Here is a 14,732-nt window from a genome sequence, read left to right as displayed (position 1 = left end):
AGAGGATGGGATTCCCCTGCCGGGGGCTTATGGTCGCAGGAGGGTGCGCCCAATTTTTCAATTCTTGCGAGTTTCAACGCATTAAAGGGTGCGCAGTACTCGTTTCAATTCTTGGTCTTCACAGTAAACACGCATCAAGGGTGCGTATCACTGGTTTCAATTCTTGCAAGTTTCAACGCATCAAGGGTGCGCATCACTCGTTTCAATGCATGACGGGGCAAGCGGCCCTGCTGTGATCGGGTCTCTGACACCCAAGGATAGCGCTTAGCAGCTGGCCAGCAGATCCCGGTGTACCTTGACCACCAGCTTCTTCACCTTGGCGGGCTGGTTGAAGGTACAGAGCGGGCGGTGCAGCTCGCCCGGCCAGAAGATGGCGAAATCGCCCGGTTGCAGCGCCAGGTAGCTGGTCTGCTCGTCAGCGACAAACCAGAGGTCGGGATGGGGATGGTCGGCGCCGTCGCTCACGTAGTCGTGGGGGCCCACACCTATCCACTCTTCACCGCGCAGCAGCAACTGGATATCGAGATACTGCTGATGGAATTCGCCACGGCGATCCGCGGCTGGCTCGGTCAGATCCTCGCTCACCAGACAGAACAGATTGAGGCCATCGATCTCGGTCTTGCCGAGCGGAGCGTCCCCCCAGTGCGCCACGCTCTTCACCACCTCGGCCATGATGCGGGCCAGCGGGGCGGGCAGCGGCGTTCGCTGCAGGGTGTTCAGGCTACCGGTGATCATGGCGTCTGTTTCCTGTTAGGTATATCTGAGCGGCATCTTTGCCAGCCAATGAAAAAGGACCTGTGACAGGTCCTTCAATAATGCCGTCTGCAATCCGTGCAAACCGGTTTAGAGCTTTTGCTCATGTTCAGCTATATGGGCACTGTTACACACTCGTCAGCACCTTGCCAAGAGACATAATCCCATTTTCATAGTGATCGTACCAGCTGAAACCATATTATTCACCACCCTTTCCCCCTCGACTTTGACCAGACGCAAAAACGGGCGCATCAGCGCCCGTTTTTTTCGCAAAACCGTTTAACAACCGGTTTCATTCAAGCCTTTTGGGCATTTTCCACCGGTTTGGCGTACATGGCCCGCCAGATCGCCTTGTGCTCTTCCGGCACCTCTGACTGACGGGTCAGGAAGGCCGCCTGCTCGATGGTATTGGCCTTGCCGGAGACATCTGCCGCCAGATAGTTGCTGGGGAAGAGGTGGTAGCTACTCCAGATCGCCTTGTCGATCAGCGCGGCCAGTTCGTCCGGATCGCTGAACCCTTCGGTGATGGGGGCGCCGAAGGAGACGTGTACCCGCCCCTTCTGGCCGACGATACCGGCGACGATACTCTCGATATCCTCGAACTCGCCCTTCTCGTAGCAGCCGTTGACCGACTTCTCGTAGAGCTCGCGCGCCTTCGCCTTGTCGGTCGGGTCCAGCTCATAGCTGATGCTGACCGGCACGATATTGAGGCTGCGCATGTAGTCAACGAAGTCGATCTTCTGCTTCTTGCCGTCGACATAGAACATCTTGAGGATGGCGGGATCGGTCTTGTCATCGCCATTCTTGGCGCGCCCTTCCTTCTGGGCGATCCAGATGGAGTGCCCTTCGTGAACCGAGTTGCCGATATAGGCCGACAGTTCGCCCAGCACCTTCATCATCTCCCGTGGCCCCTTGGCGGAGCGTTTGACGATAAAGCTCTTGTTGAGTTTCATCAGCTCGGTGGCACAGGGTTTGCGCAGCAGGTTGTCGCCGATGGCGATGCGCACGGTATCGAAGCCATGGCTGTGCAGCCCCCAGTTGACGAACGCCGGGTCCATGGCGATGTCCCTGTGGTTGGAGACAAACAGATAGCCCTGCTCTTTCTTCAGATGCTCAATCCCGGAGAAGGTCACCCCCTTGGTGGAGGTGGCGATCATGCGGGACATATAGCGGGTGACCCCCATCTGGACCTGATGCACTGTGGTCACCTTTGACCACTTGCGACGCAGGAACAGGCGGATCAGCGGGCGAATGGCCCAGCCAAACCAGTTCATCAGGGAACCGAAACGATACTTGGCGATGGCGCCGATAAATTCATCATCCTGGATCAGCCGTTCGATGGCTGCCGGCACTTCTTCATCGCGGTAGGGGCGAATATCCGCGAATCTATCTACTTCAGTCACAATGTCAGCCTTGCATGCTAGGGAACCGCAGCCAACCCGCGTTGGCTGGGGAAAATTCAGGGCGCAATTTTACACGCTTTTATGGCAAGGGGTATGTGGCAAGCAAGAATAGTGAGATCTGACCAGTTTATTAATCGGATGCCAATGCCAGCGCGACTGCCGCCTCCGCATGGATGGCGGTGGTGTCGTAGAGCGGCACCGCCGCGCGGGCATCGCCCACCAGCAGGGCTATCTCGGTACAGCCGAGGATCACCGCCTCGGCACCAGCGGCCGCCAGCCCCGCGATAATGGCCAGATACTCGGCCCGCGATGCATCGCGAATGTCGCCAAGGCACAACTCGTCATAGATGATGCGGTGCACCCGCTCCCGCTGCGCCTCGCCGGGCACCAGTACCTCCAGCCCGAACTTCTCCTGCAGGCGCCCCTTGTAGAAATCCTGCTCCATGGTGAAGCGGGTGCCGAGCAGGCCGACCCGGGTTACCCCGTCAGCTTGCAATTTGGCCGCGGTGGCATCGGCGATATGGAGCAGCGGGATATCGATGGCCGCCTCAATCTCGGGGGCGACCTTGTGCATAGTGTTGGTGCCGATCAGCAAGAAATCGGCGCCACCATCCTGCAACTTGCGCGCCTCCGCCGCCAGCAGGCGGGCGGTGGCGGGCCAGTCACCGGCATGCTGCAACCGCTCGATAGCGGCAAAGTCGACGCTGTTGAGCAGCACCCGCGCCGAGTGCAAACCGCCGAGCGGCGCCCGCACCCCGCGGTTGAGCGCCTGATAGTAACTGACGGTGGACTCCCAGCTCATGCCACCCAGCAGACCGATACATTTCATAGGAACTCCTTTCATCCCAAGGGAGGGCCGTACCGTACCACCTTGCACTTGCAGGCAAGGCAACGCGGGCGAGATAAAAAAGGCCCCGCGGGGCCAACAAGACAGCCGGTAAAGGCCCGGGTCAACCCGAGCTAAATCCAGATCATCCCGACACAGGCCGCCGTCGCCAGCCCCATGCCGAGGTTGAAACGCCGCCAGCCTCGGGCGGTGCGGATGATTTGCCGCACCTGGGCACCAAACAACACCCAGAACGCCCCGGTGTAGAGGCCGGTAATAAAGAAGATCACCAGCACCCAGAGCGCGGAGGGCCAGTAAGCCTCCCCCCCCAGGGTGAAACCGCTGATGGCGGAGAGCGCCATCATCCACGCCTTGGGGTTGAGCAGTTGCAGCATGGCCCCCTGATGGGCGGGAATAAGCGGCCGATTGCCCTCGGCCGGGCCGCTGGCGGTCGCCACCTTCCACGCCAGCCAGAGCAAATACGCCGAGCCGATCAACTTGAGACCATCGTGCAGCAGCGGCACCTTCTCGAACACCACGCCAAGCCCCAGCGCGGTGGCGAGGATCATCAGATTGATCCCCCCCACCACCCCCACCAGCAGGGGAATCGTGCGGCGAAAACCCTGCGCCGCCCCGGCACTGGTGAGCAGCATATTGTTGGGCCCCGGTGTGCCGCAGGTAACCAGGGCAAACCCCGCCAGGGGCAGTAACCAGTTCAGATCCATCTCAACCTCTTGTCGATACAACGCGCCCGTTATGGGGAAAGCCTTCTAATATGCAGAGCCAACCCCGTGGCGACAAGTCAGAAATGCCTCTTTCTCGGCCCCTCGCCCATCGGCGCAACGCGGCTCAATACCAGAGCATCACCACACAGAGCGCCGTCAGCAGGCCGAGGGAGCCGTTGAGCCGCCGCCAGCCCCGATCCGAGCTGATCCAGTTGCTCAGCTGATGGCCGAACAGCACCCAGACAAAGCAGACCGGCAGCGCCACCAGCACAAACACTGTCATCACCGCCAGCTGACTCGGCCAGTAACTGGCACCGGACAGGCTGAACAGACTGATGGCGGAGATCCCCATCATCCACGCCTTGGGATTGAGGAATTGAAAGCCCAGCCCCTCCAGCATGGTCAGCGGACGGGCGCGGCGGGCCGGATCCCCGGGGGCACCGGCCACCGCGATACGCCAGGCCAGCCACAGCAGATAGAGGCTGCCGAAGATCTGCAAACCGAGGCGTAGCAGCGGCCAGCGCTCGAACAGGGGATAGAGCCCCAGCGCCAGCACCAGTTGCAACACCGGCTGCCCCACCCCCACCCCGAGCAGATGTGGCAGGGTGCGGCGCACCCCGAAGTTGGCGCCGGAGGCTGTCAGCATCAGGTTGTTGGGCCCCGGCGTACCGCAGGTGAGCACGGCAAACCCGAACAGGGTGACATACCACTCCATCGTCATATTGTGACTCCTTACTTGCCACATTGTGTCGATACAATGTGTGCTATTTGATTGTGATTAGGCTGAAATTCACGCTATATTGGGAACAAATTTGGATCAATGGATTTATTGTCACCATGACAATTTGGACCCCCGACCTGGCGGCCTTCGATGGCCCCCTCTACCTCAAGCTGGTCAAGGCGATCGAACAGGGGATCGCGAGCGGCGAGCTGCCCCCGCAGACCCGATTGCCCACCCACCGCGCCCTGGCGGATCGCCTGGGTGTCACCGTCGGCACCGTCACCCGCGCCTACGGTGAGGCGGAGCGACGCGGCCTGCTGGCCGCCCGGGTGGGGCACGGCACCTGGGTCAAGGCGCGCGGGGTCAACGGGGCGAACACGGATCCCGCCAGTGAGTGGGTGATCCGCCAGGAGAAGGGGCACCGCATCGAGTTGTGGCAGAACCTGCCGGTGCAGCTGGATCGGGCGGCGATCATCCGCCCCATGCTGGGGGAAGTGGCGGACGGGGATCTCAACGCTCTGCTCGGCTACGACAAGGAGGCGGGACGGCCGGATCAGCGCCAGCAGTTCGTCGACTGGCTGACGGAGCAAGGGGTGGCCTGCAGTGAGGATCGCCTGCTGTTCAGCCACGGCGCCCAGCACGGCATCATGCTGGCGCTGCTGGCGACCGGTTGCGTGGGGGAGACCATCCTGTGCGAGGGGCTGAGCTACCCCGGTATGCTGGGCAACGCTCGCCAGCTGAAGAATCAGGTGGTGGGGCTGGCGATGGATGAGGAGGGGCTGCTGCCCGAGGCGCTGGACGCCGCCTGCCGCACCCGCCGGGCCAAGCTGCTCTACCTCACCCCGACCCTGCAAAATCCCACCACCGCCATCATGAGTCTGGCGCGGCGGGAGGCCATCGTCGCCATCGCCCGTCGCCACGATCTGCTGATCATTGAGGATGACGTCAACGGCCTGCTGCCGGAGCCCCATCCGCAGCCGCTGGTCAATCTGGCGCCGGAGCGGGTCATCTATCTGGGCAGTCTGGCCAAGATCGCCTGCGGCGGCCTGCGGGTCGGCTTCGTGCTGACGCCACCCGCCCTGCGCAGCGCCTTCGCCCAGACCATGCGGCTGTCGAGCTGGATGGTGAGTCCGCTATTGATCGAGCTGGCCTGCAAAATGGTCACTCAGCGCCAGATCATGCCGCTGATCGCGCAGCAGCGGGAGATCCTCAAACGCCGTGGCGAACTGCTGCGCCACCTGCTGCCGACCGCCCGCTGGCAGCCGGGCAGTATGCACGCCTGGCTGCCGCTGCCGGAGCCCTGGCGCAGCCAGCAGTTTGCCGCTGCCGCCGATGCCCTTGACGTCGGCGTGGCGAGCGGGGAACACTTCGCCGCCGGCCAGTTTGCCGCCCCGCAAGGGGTGCGCCTGAGCTTGAGCCAACCCGCCACCGACGCCCGGGTCGGCGAAGGGCTGGCCCGACTGGCGCAACTGCTGCAGGGGACGCCCCCCAGCAACCCCCTGCTATAGTCAGGGCCAGCCGAGTTGACCGTCACTCTTTATCGTCATAGCCAAGGAGAAGCCATGCCCCCCATGAAAGCCGCCCTGCTGCTTGCCACCCTGCTGCTGGGTGGCTGCGCCTCGTCAACGACCCACCAGCAGTTGGGGGCGGCGCTCAATGGGCTGGAAGGGGAGTTGCAACGGTTGGAAGAGGAGCTGGCGGCGATGAACGGCCTGCACTATCAAAAGGCGATCGATGCCCCGCTCAGTTTGCGCCGCTATCTGGGTGCCCTGCAGCCCACAGCCGAGGGGCTGGTGCCGGTCAGCAGCAAGCTGGAGGATGGGCCGATCCTTCACTATCAATACCGACTGCCAGCGAGCATGGCGACCCTGCCTCAGGACAACCTCTGCCAGCGCTACGAATTTGAACTGCGCCATCTGGGCCGCCTCGGACAGCTCGATCTGAACTGGCAGGGTACGAGGGGAGATGGATCTCGCCTGATCCGGCAGACCGAATGCAGCTTCCCGGCCAGCGGCGCACCAGTACAATAACTGTCCATCATGCGCCATCTATTACCCTGCTGACTACTGTCAACTTTTCACTCGCCCAAAACTGGGCCTATGTGCGCCTTGGCTCTACCATGATCCATTCAATGGTCTGCTCAAAGGAAGTGCGTGCATGACGATACTGCTGCTCGAAGAGGATGCCCTGCTCCGTAGCGCCATCACCCGGGAACTGACCGAACAGGGTGTGCCCGCCGACCGGATCCACTATCACAGCCATCCGAATCAGGAGCGCAGTGGCCTGCTGGCGCTGCTGCAACAGCAACCCTTCGACACCATCATCTGTCAGCAGGACAAGCAACAGGGCCTTGAAGGGGCCCGGCTGCTGCACGAGGCGCACTATCTCGGCCTGCTGCAACCCGGTTGCGTTTTGCTGCTGCTCGATGCCGATCAGAACGAGCAGGAGTTTCTCCCCTCGGATCTCTACTTCTCCCTCTATCTGCCGCTCCCCTTCATGACCCGGCAGCTCGCCACCGTGCTCGGCCCGCTGGTGAAATTAAGCAGCCTGACTCACACCCTGGCCACCCCCATTCTGTTGCGGGAGTGGCAACTGGCCACCGCCCTGTGCGAAGACCTGCTGTTTCAGCGGGAGCATCGCGAGCTGACCCCCTGGCTGGATCGGCTCAAGGGCTACCTGCTGCTGCAATCGGCCGAGCGGGTCACCACCGCCCAGCACTATGCCCTCTGTGCCAACGAGTATCAGGCGAGCTGGCCAAGGGCCGGGTTCTTCTACGCCATGCTGGGGCTCGGCAAGTTGCAGAGCGCCCAGACCGACCTGCAGCGCCATCAGGCCAGGCTGCCCTCTGCCACCCGGCTGGAGCTGCGACTCGCCAGCCAACTGCACCAGCAGCATTGGTTGGCGGCGTGGGAAACCATGGGGGAGCTGCAGCAGCTTCGCCCCCATCAGCCACGCTGGCATCAGCTGGCGATGTTGCTCGGGCTGGTGCTGCAAGATGAGGAGAAGGTGCTGGAGCAGGCCAACAGTCTGACTCTGCGCCACTTCAGCGAACAGCGTACCCGGCTCGCCATCGACAGCTTTATGCTCAATGCCAGTCTGGCGGTACTGTGGCACGCCCCCTCCAGCAACCGGATCCGCTCCCTGCAACAGGAGTGGGAGCACCTCAAACGCACCGCCACGCTGGCCCCCCACGAATATGAGCTGCTGCAGGCGTTGATGCTGGGACTGGATTACCGCTTCGACGAGGCGCTGATCCTGATTGCCCACCACCAGCCGGACGAGGGGAACGACAACCACCTCGCCCTGCTGCTCGGCTTTGCGGTCAGCCAGTTCTGCGGGTTACCCCACCACGCCCGGCGCTACCTGACCCAGCTGACCCACTACCGTGCCAGAGTGGCGCCCCACCCGCTCACCCATCAGTTGTTCCACCATCTGGTGACCGAGCTGGGCCAGCGCCTGACGGCGAGAGAGCAGCGCCTGAGCGAACTGCGCCAGCTGCGCCACAAGGCGATGCAGGCCAGCCAGTATCAGACCGCCCTGCAAGCTGGCTTGCAGCTGCTGGAGGAGTTTCCCGCCCTGCCCGGCGATGCCTGGCAACTGCTGGAGCTGCTGCAACACTGCTGGCCAGCGGGCATGGCAGCTCCCAGGGTGGCACTGCTGGTCGACACCCTGGAGCGGCGCCTCAAGCACAGCCCCGCGTTTCTCGATCAACATGCCCAGCAGTACCACCGCACCCTGCACGAGATCCGCAGCCACCTGCAGCCGCACCTCTCTGCCAGTGGCCCCTCCTGCCTTATCGAGGGGCGACCCGAGTCGTCGTGAGCCAAACAGCACACTACCCGGCGGCGTCCGTGGTGCTCTATCAGTGGCGTTCAAATAGAGAGAGGGGAGCCTTGGCTCCCCTCTCTGCATGTTGGTTCTCTGTCAGCTGGTGGCGATGAACTGCAGGTTCAATCCAGCGCGTCACTCTCCAGCGCCACCTTGAGAAAATCTTTCCAGCTGATGATGCCGACCAGGGCGCCATTCTCCAGTACCGGCAGGCAAGAGACCCCCTTCTCCAGCATCAGTTTGACGCCGTCGCGCACCGTGAGGTGAGACGCGATGGTGATGAGCTGACGACTCATGATCTGGTGGGCCCGTTTGGTGAGGGTTTCGGTATCGCGGTTCATCTCGGCTTCGGAGTCGAGGTAAGGGCTGATGGCGCGAAACAGATCCCGATCCGAGATCACCCCCACCAGCTCGCCCTCCTCCAGCACCAGCAGGTGGCGAAAGTGTGCCTGCTCGAAGATATCCTTGATGACACTGAGTCGATCATCCATTGAAACGGTGGCGACTCGGGTCGTCATAATATCCCTGATATGCATGCTAACCTCCGGTATCCGAACTGGTTTCACTGTTATGGCATGTTTTTGCAGCGCCAGCCAGTGGCCAGCCCTTCGCTACAGTGCAAATCTGCGTCATTTCACGTAAGATCCGCGCCAGTTTTTCTCCTCCATTTTGAGCAAGCAGATCCCACCCATGATAGTTGCCAGTCAAATCGAACTGATCCGCGGCGGCCGCAAGCTGCTGGACAACGCCTCCGCCACCATTCACCCCGGCCACAAAGTGGGTCTGGTGGGCAAAAACGGCTGTGGCAAGTCCACCTTTTTTGCACTGGTACGGGGCGAGCTGGCCATCGACAGCGGCACCTTCAGCCTGCCTGCTGGCTGGCAGATCGCAGGTGTCGCGCAGGAGACCCCGGCGCTCGACTGCTCCGCGCTCGAGTACGTGATCGACGGCGACAAGGAGTTCCGCTCGCTGGAAGCCCAGCTGGTACAGGCCGAGCATGATGACAATGGCCTGCTGGTGGCCGAGCTGCACGGTCGCCTCGATACCATCGGCGCCTACAGCATTCGTGCCCGCGCCGCCGAACTGCTGCACGGCCTCGGTTTCAGCGACGAGCAACTGAGCTCGCCGGTGCGCAGCTTCTCCGGTGGCTGGCGCATGCGTCTGAACCTCGCCCAGGCGCTGCTCTGCCGCTCCGATCTGCTGCTGCTCGATGAACCGACCAACCACCTGGATCTCGATGCCGTCATCTGGCTGGAGAAGTGGCTCAAGGGCTATCAGGGCACACTCGTCTTGATTTCTCATGACCGCGATTTCCTCGATTCGGTCATCAGCCGCATCATCCATATCGAGAACGGCAAGCTCAACGAATACACCGGCGGCTACTCCGACTTCGAACTGCAGCGTGCCGAGCAGCTGGCCCAGCAGCAATCCATGTACGAGAAGCAGCAGCGGGAGATGTCCCACATGCAGGCGTATGTGGACCGCTTCCGCTACAAGGCCTCCAAGGCCCGTCAGGCCCAGAGCCGCCTCAAGGCGATGGAGCGGATGGAGAAGATCCTGCCCGCCCACGCCGACTCCGAATTCAGCTTCGAGTTTCGCGAGCCGTCGGCCCTGCCGACCCCGCTGATCGCCATGGAAAACCTCAGCGCCGGTTACGGCGACAAGGTGATCCTGGAGAAGATCAAACTCAATCTGGTACCGGGTTCGCGCATCGGTCTGCTCGGTCGCAACGGCGCCGGTAAATCCACCTTCATCAAGATGCTGTCCGGCTCCAACCCGCCGCTGTCGGGCAAGCTGGAGGTGAGCGCCGGGGTCAGCATCGGCTACTTCGCCCAGCATCAGCTGGAGACCCTGCGTCTCGACGATACCCCGCTCGATCATCTGGCCCGCCTCGCGCCGGATAAATCGGAGCAGGAGCTGCGCAACTACCTCGGCAGCTTCGGCTTTCACGGTGACAAGGCGCTGGACAAGGTTGCCCCCTTCTCCGGCGGCGAAAAAGCGCGGCTGGTGCTGGCGCTGATCACCTGGCAAAAACCGAACCTCTTGCTGCTGGATGAACCGACCAACCACCTGGATCTGGAGATGCGCCACGCCCTGACCATGGCACTGCAAGGTTTCGAAGGGGCCATGGTGGTGGTGTCGCACGACCGTCACCTGCTGCGTACCACCACAGATGACTTCTATCTGGTCCACGGTGGCCGGGTCGAGCCGTTCGATGGCGATCTGGACGACTACCACAAGTGGCTCGGCGAGCAGGAGAAAGAGGCCAACGCCAAACCGGCTGATGGCCCCGTCTCTGCCAACTCGGCAGTAGCGCGCAAGGATCAGAAACGGCGCGAGGCGGAGTTCCGCCAGCAGACCCGTCCGCTGCGCCAGAAGCTGGAAAAGCTCGAAGCGAGCATGGAGAAGCTGCAAGGCAAGCTTGGCGACATCGAGAGCCAGCTGGCCGACCCCACCATCTACGAGGAGAACGCCAAGAACAAGCTCTCCGAGCTGCTCAAATCCCAGGGCCCTCTCAAGGAGCAGCTGGAAGAGGTGGAGCTGGAGTGGATGAGCCTCTCCGAAGAGCTGGAAACCATGGAGCAAGCCTTCTTTGCGTGATGAACAGCTGATGGAAAGCGAGCGGGTCGCCGTCCACGAGTTGCCGACGCCGATCGGCTTCTGGCACTGGAGCGGCAAGGTCTATGGTGAGCGCAGTCAGGATTGGCTCACCGTGCAGACGCAGGGGGGCAACGTAAATCTGGCGCTGCTGCTGTACCGACTCGATCAACTCGGCATCGTGGTCGATCTGACCGACCTGCAACCGGCGCTGGTGCAGACCGAAACAGTGCTGACCCCGTGGCGCACCCTGCGCCAGAGCGCCAAGGCGCGGCTCGACGAGCAGGAGTATCAGTCAATGCTGGCCCATGAACTGGAGCTGGAACGGCTGCAACAGGGCGTCCTGTTGCAGACCCTGCGCAGCCTCTCCCTATTTCGCGGCAACAGCCGCAATTTGTTGAACTATCTATCGTTATTGGGTGCCCAGCAGGGCCCCCTCAGAGATCTAATATGCTGAGCTACCGCCACGCCTTTCACGCCGGCAACCATGCCGACGTGCTGAAACACGCCGTTCAGGCCCTGATCATCGAGTCCCTCAAGAAGAAGGAGAAACCCTTCATCGTGCTGGACACCCATGCCGGTGGCGGTCTCTACGACCTGCGCGGCGACTGGTCCCAGAAGAAGGCCGAGTATGCCGACGGCATCGGCCGCCTGTGGGACGAGCGGGCCCAGTGGTCTGCCATGGCCCCCTATCTGGGCGTCATCGAGGAGATGAACCAGAACGGCGAGCTGCACTACTACCCCGGCTCGCCGGAGCTCTCCCGCCGCCTCTCCCGCGAACAGGACAAGCTGGCACTGATGGAGCTGCACAACAACGAAGTGGATGATCTGCGCGCCAATATGGGTTACGACCCTCGCGTGGCCGTGCACCACCGTGACGGCTTCGAAGGGCTGATCGCCCTGCTGCCGCCCACCCCGCGCCGCGGACTGGTGCTGATCGATCCGCCCTATGAGCTCAAAGAAGATTACTTCGCCGTGGTCGATACCCTGAAAAAGGCGCAGAAACGCTGGGCGACCGGCATCTACGCCCTCTGGTATCCGATCCTCGGGCAAGAGGCGGACAAATCCCGCGACATGCTGCGCGCCATCAAGCGCGAGAACTTCGGCAACGTGCTGGTGGCCGAGCTGGAAGTGGCCGGACAGAGTGCCGACTGGGGCATGAACGGCTCAGGCATGCTGATCATCAGCCCGCCCTGGATGCTGGACGAGCAGATTGAAGCCTTCCTCAAACCGCTCTGCGCCAAGCTAGCGCAGGGTGCCGGCGCTCAGTACAAGGTGGAATGGCTCAACAAGGCCGAGGATTAATCCCCCGCCCCAAGGCGACCACCGAGTTAAAAAGCAAAAGCCCCGTCACGGGGCTTTTGCTATTGGTGCGGCCGGTGTGTGCGGCAGCCTGAACCTGCACGCCCTATGAGCGGACAGGCAGATCCTGTTTCAGCGCCACCAGCAACAGGGCCAGCAGGCCAAAGGGCGGAAACAGGCAGAGCAGGGAGCAGATAAGGGTGACCAGCGCCGGATGCTCGCTCTTGCGGCGCGCCAGTCGCCAGGCGATGACGCCGACGATGATCATCAGCAACGCAATGAACTGGCCAAGCAGGGTGGCATTGATATTCATGAAAGATCCTTTTTCATGGGCAAGTGTGAAGAACCTGTACTTTATCGCCTTGGTTGCGATTGGCAACCGCTGAAGCGCACCAGCAACTCGCCCGTTGATAGGTTCTCTCTATTCTGGCAATAAATGAGAATAGTTTTCATTTAATCTCATTTCGGCGGATACTCTCACCATCAACAGAGGGAGCCGCCATCATGAAAAAGACCATCAGCTTTGCCATCCTGCACTTCGGTGTCGCCTTTACCGTGGCCTACCTGCTGACCGGTGAGCTCCTGACCGCCAGCCTGATCGCCCTGATCGAGCCCGCCGTCAACACGGTCGCCTTCTACTTTCATGACCTTGGCTGGCACAAGCTCAAGCCAAACCACAGCCTGCAGGCCAAGACCAGCAGCTTCGCGCTGGTGCACTTCAGCGTCGCCTTCGGGGTTGCCTTCCTGCTGAGCGGCGAGCTGCTCACCGGTGGTGTGATGGCGATGATCGAACCGGCCATCAACACCGTGGTGTTCTTCTTCCACGAGCGGCTGTGGCGCGCCCGTAGCCAGCAACTGGCGCTGGCCTGAGCAACCGGGCAACCCGCCTCCCCCTTTATCGCGGCCACAAAAAACCCGACATTCCGGCCAGGAGTGTCGGTTTTTTCCCGCTTGGTAGCCATTCAGCAGCGCAAGTGCGCTCGGCTCCCCTGCTGCATTGCCCTGTAGAGTGTGCTGTAGTAGGCAGATATGCCCTCCTCATTGCTGGAATCTATCGATGAACAAGACCTTGCTTGCCACCCTGCTGTTTGCCCCTCTGCTGGCCAGCGCCGCGACCCCCTCCTTTGACTGCACCAAAGCAGCCGGGGCAGTCGAAACCCTGATCTGCAAGGATGCCGGACTAGCCGCCCTTGATAACGAACTGGCGGCACTCTACCCCAAGGCAATTGCCGCGCTCTCTCCCGAACAGCTCAAGACCGAGCGCGCCATGCAGCGCGGCTGGATCAAGGGGCGCAACGACTGCTGGAAGGGGCAGGATCTGCGCCAGTGTGTGGAGGATAACTACCTGCTGCGGATCACCGAGCTGCAGATTAGTGGCGGCCAGCTGATGGTACCGACCCCGGTCGATTATCAGTGCGGCAAGAGCGTCACTCTCTCCACCTACTTCTATAACGATGCCAAGCTGCCCGCCGCGGTGATCAACCTGAGCGAGGGCGACACGCAGCAGCAAGTGCTCGCCTATGAAGCCCCCAGCGCCAGCGGCGCACGTTATGAAGGGCAAAACCTCACCTTCTTCACCAAGGGGGACGACGCCACGCTGGAGCGCTACGGCCAGCCAACCCTCACCTGCACAGAGACCCCGACCAAGGGTTGAGCCTGATACGGAGCGGCACGGCCGCTCCGCTTCTTTGAAATCGGATAACCAACCAGCGGCGAGCAACACAGGCCGCGCCCTCTGCACCACTCCCCGCCCACCTTAGCCTTCCCACTCAAGGCTTGCACCATCCCGCCGACCGCCGACTAGACAGCTTTATCAATCAATTTGTTGATCTTGCTCGGGAATCGGCCATCTTCCACTTCCCCCTAACTTGCCCGCCACTAATATAGCCAATTGGCAACACACGCCTCGTCGGAGTCTCCCATGAGCCATGCCAACCCCATCCCGTTGGTTAAACGCAGCAGACTGGAAGCTGAAATTCAGGGGCGGTAGCCATGCCACAACTTGCCCGCCCCCTTTTTGTCAAAGCCAGGCAACCGGCAAGCCGGTGATCCACTCACAACATCCAAATCAAGGTGGTGTATGGAAACACAAACCCTGTATCGCGGTCGGCTGATCGACCATATCCAGCTGGTGGTCAAAGATCTGGCCGCCAGCGAGCGCTTTTACACCGCGACCCTGGCCAGCCTCGATATTCCGCTGGGCGGCACCGGTGATGGCTACTTCTGGGCAGACGAACTGTTTGTCACCTCTGTCGACAGTCCCGCCGCGCTGGGGGTGCTGACCGGTCGCCATCATCTCGCCTTTCAGGCGCAAGACCGCGCCATGGTGGATCGTTTTTATCAGGCCGCGCTGGCCAATGGCGGTAAAGATAACGGCGCCCCCGGTGAGCGCAATTATCACCCCGGCTACTACGCCGCCTTTGTGCTCGATCCTGATGGCAATAATATCGAAGCGGTTTATCACGGTGAGGCAAAGCGTAGTGCGGGATCTGTAGTAATTGCGTATTCCGGCGAAGTTGAACAGCCATTCCGGCCAACGTGAACACCCTGATCCTTAACGCGCTCACGTCACCCCG

At 61.7% G+C, this 14,732-nt stretch carries 16 protein-coding genes; 9 read left to right on the top strand and 7 right to left on the bottom strand.

Annotated elements, in window-relative coordinates:
• Nucleotides 1-264: 264 nt before the first annotated feature.
• From OKC40_RS15810 to OKC40_RS15790, 5 genes are all read right to left on the bottom strand, one after another.
• Entirely contained in the window at nucleotides 265-735 is a 471-nt protein-coding gene (locus OKC40_RS15810; RefSeq protein WP_182938184.1) for a YhcH/YjgK/YiaL family protein, read from the bottom strand.
• A 314-nt stretch (nucleotides 736-1,049) separates the two neighbouring features.
• Entirely contained in the window at nucleotides 1,050-2,156 is a 1,107-nt protein-coding gene (locus tag OKC40_RS15805; RefSeq protein WP_182938185.1) for a 1-acyl-sn-glycerol-3-phosphate acyltransferase, read from the bottom strand.
• A 130-nt stretch (nucleotides 2,157-2,286) separates the two neighbouring features.
• Nucleotides 2,287-2,985, bottom strand: coding sequence for an aspartate/glutamate racemase family protein (locus OKC40_RS15800; RefSeq protein ID WP_270795910.1), 699 nt, complete (start codon nucleotides 2,983-2,985; stop codon nucleotides 2,287-2,289).
• Between the two features lie 131 nt (nucleotides 2,986-3,116).
• Nucleotides 3,117-3,707, bottom strand: a complete 591-nt coding sequence (locus OKC40_RS15795) for a LysE family translocator (RefSeq protein WP_182938186.1) — start codon at nucleotides 3,705-3,707, stop codon at nucleotides 3,117-3,119.
• A 124-nt stretch (nucleotides 3,708-3,831) separates the two neighbouring features.
• Nucleotides 3,832-4,428 (bottom strand): LysE family translocator, encoded by a 597-nt coding sequence (locus OKC40_RS15790; RefSeq protein WP_058052491.1) that lies wholly within the window; start codon nucleotides 4,426-4,428, stop codon nucleotides 3,832-3,834.
• Nucleotides 4,429-4,544: 116 nt separating this feature from the next.
• Between OKC40_RS15790 and OKC40_RS15785 the strand changes: the two genes are divergently transcribed.
• The 3 genes from OKC40_RS15785 to OKC40_RS15775 all read left to right on the top strand — a co-directional run bounded on the left by OKC40_RS15785 (nucleotide 4,545) and on the right by OKC40_RS15775 (nucleotide 8,250).
• Complete coding sequence (locus tag OKC40_RS15785; protein ID WP_182938187.1) at nucleotides 4,545-5,936, top strand: aminotransferase-like domain-containing protein; 1,392 nt, start codon at nucleotides 4,545-4,547, stop codon at nucleotides 5,934-5,936.
• Between the two features lie 54 nt (nucleotides 5,937-5,990).
• Nucleotides 5,991-6,458 (top strand): hypothetical protein, encoded by a 468-nt coding sequence (locus OKC40_RS15780; RefSeq protein WP_042059124.1) that lies wholly within the window; start codon nucleotides 5,991-5,993, stop codon nucleotides 6,456-6,458.
• 127 nt (nucleotides 6,459-6,585) lie between these two features.
• A complete protein-coding gene (locus tag OKC40_RS15775; protein WP_182938188.1) occupies nucleotides 6,586-8,250 on the top strand; it encodes a hypothetical protein in 1,665 nt (554 codons plus the stop codon).
• Nucleotides 8,251-8,378: 128 nt separating this feature from the next.
• Here OKC40_RS15775 and OKC40_RS15770 read toward each other — a convergent pair whose 3' ends face one another.
• Nucleotides 8,379-8,792, bottom strand: coding sequence for a CBS domain-containing protein (locus OKC40_RS15770; RefSeq protein WP_042059128.1), 414 nt, complete (start codon nucleotides 8,790-8,792; stop codon nucleotides 8,379-8,381).
• A 154-nt stretch (nucleotides 8,793-8,946) separates the two neighbouring features.
• On the opposite strand from OKC40_RS15770, the gene OKC40_RS15765 reads away from it, so the two are divergent.
• From OKC40_RS15765 to OKC40_RS15755, 3 genes are read left to right on the top strand one after another with little or no spacing between them, the layout of a single operon-like run.
• Complete coding sequence (locus OKC40_RS15765) at nucleotides 8,947-10,857, top strand: ABC transporter ATP-binding protein (protein ID WP_182938189.1); 1,911 nt, start codon at nucleotides 8,947-8,949, stop codon at nucleotides 10,855-10,857.
• Entirely contained in the window at nucleotides 10,850-11,311 is a 462-nt protein-coding gene (locus tag OKC40_RS15760) for a DUF2390 domain-containing protein (RefSeq protein ID WP_058052495.1), read from the top strand. Before OKC40_RS15765 ends, OKC40_RS15760 begins: the two co-directional genes overlap by 8 nt.
• The gene (locus OKC40_RS15755; RefSeq protein WP_182938190.1) at nucleotides 11,305-12,159 is read left to right on the top strand and encodes a 23S rRNA (adenine(2030)-N(6))-methyltransferase RlmJ; all 855 of its coding nucleotides are present in this window, start codon (nucleotides 11,305-11,307) and stop codon (nucleotides 12,157-12,159) included. The genes OKC40_RS15760 and OKC40_RS15755 overlap by 7 nt, the downstream gene beginning before the upstream one ends.
• A gap of 103 nt (nucleotides 12,160-12,262) precedes the next feature.
• On the opposite strand, the gene OKC40_RS15750 is transcribed toward OKC40_RS15755, so the two are convergent.
• On the bottom strand, nucleotides 12,263-12,469 hold the full coding sequence (locus OKC40_RS15750) for a hypothetical protein (protein WP_182938191.1): 207 nt from the start codon (nucleotides 12,467-12,469) through the stop codon (nucleotides 12,263-12,265).
• Nucleotides 12,470-12,660: 191 nt separating this feature from the next.
• On the opposite strand from OKC40_RS15750, the gene OKC40_RS15745 reads away from it, so the two are divergent.
• The 3 genes from OKC40_RS15745 to OKC40_RS15735 all read left to right on the top strand — a co-directional run bounded on the left by OKC40_RS15745 (nucleotide 12,661) and on the right by OKC40_RS15735 (nucleotide 14,698).
• Nucleotides 12,661-13,026 (top strand): DUF2061 domain-containing protein, encoded by a 366-nt coding sequence (locus OKC40_RS15745; protein WP_042059134.1) that lies wholly within the window; start codon nucleotides 12,661-12,663, stop codon nucleotides 13,024-13,026.
• A 187-nt stretch (nucleotides 13,027-13,213) separates the two neighbouring features.
• Nucleotides 13,214-13,810, top strand: coding sequence for an MliC family protein (locus OKC40_RS15740; RefSeq protein WP_182938192.1), 597 nt, complete (start codon nucleotides 13,214-13,216; stop codon nucleotides 13,808-13,810).
• A 426-nt stretch (nucleotides 13,811-14,236) separates the two neighbouring features.
• A complete protein-coding gene (locus tag OKC40_RS15735; protein ID WP_270795906.1) occupies nucleotides 14,237-14,698 on the top strand; it encodes a VOC family protein in 462 nt (153 codons plus the stop codon).
• Nucleotides 14,699-14,732 lie beyond the last annotated feature (34 nt).

This window comes from Aeromonas sp. QDB11 (assembly GCF_027705265.1).
Lineage (GTDB): Bacteria > Pseudomonadota > Gammaproteobacteria > Enterobacterales > Aeromonadaceae > Aeromonas > Aeromonas allosaccharophila.
Note: the sequence above shows the minus strand (reverse complement) of the source record. Positions and strands in the feature narration are given on the sequence as shown.

Coding starts and splice junctions, on each gene's coding strand:
- OKC40_RS15810 (WP_182938184.1), bottom strand. CDS start 735: ATGATCACCGGTAGCCTGAACACCCTGCAGCGAACGCCGCTGCCCGCC.
- OKC40_RS15800 (WP_270795910.1), bottom strand. CDS start 2,985: ATGAAATGTATCGGTCTGCTGGGTGGCATGAGCTGGGAGTCCACCGTC.
- OKC40_RS15795 (WP_182938186.1), bottom strand. CDS start 3,707: ATGGATCTGAACTGGTTACTGCCCCTGGCGGGGTTTGCCCTGGTTACC.
- OKC40_RS15790 (WP_058052491.1), bottom strand. CDS start 4,428: ATGACGATGGAGTGGTATGTCACCCTGTTCGGGTTTGCCGTGCTCACC.
- OKC40_RS15785 (WP_182938187.1), top strand. CDS start 4,545: ATGACAATTTGGACCCCCGACCTGGCGGCCTTCGATGGCCCCCTCTAC.
- OKC40_RS15780 (WP_042059124.1), top strand. CDS start 5,991: ATGCCCCCCATGAAAGCCGCCCTGCTGCTTGCCACCCTGCTGCTGGGT.
- OKC40_RS15775 (WP_182938188.1), top strand. CDS start 6,586: ATGACGATACTGCTGCTCGAAGAGGATGCCCTGCTCCGTAGCGCCATC.
- OKC40_RS15770 (WP_042059128.1), bottom strand. CDS start 8,792: ATGCATATCAGGGATATTATGACGACCCGAGTCGCCACCGTTTCAATG.
- OKC40_RS15765 (WP_182938189.1), top strand. CDS start 8,947: ATGATAGTTGCCAGTCAAATCGAACTGATCCGCGGCGGCCGCAAGCTG.
- OKC40_RS15755 (WP_182938190.1), top strand. CDS start 11,305: ATGCTGAGCTACCGCCACGCCTTTCACGCCGGCAACCATGCCGACGTG.
- OKC40_RS15750 (WP_182938191.1), bottom strand. CDS start 12,469: ATGAATATCAATGCCACCCTGCTTGGCCAGTTCATTGCGTTGCTGATG.
- OKC40_RS15745 (WP_042059134.1), top strand. CDS start 12,661: ATGAAAAAGACCATCAGCTTTGCCATCCTGCACTTCGGTGTCGCCTTT.
- OKC40_RS15740 (WP_182938192.1), top strand. CDS start 13,214: ATGAACAAGACCTTGCTTGCCACCCTGCTGTTTGCCCCTCTGCTGGCC.
- OKC40_RS15735 (WP_270795906.1), top strand. CDS start 14,237: ATGGAAACACAAACCCTGTATCGCGGTCGGCTGATCGACCATATCCAG.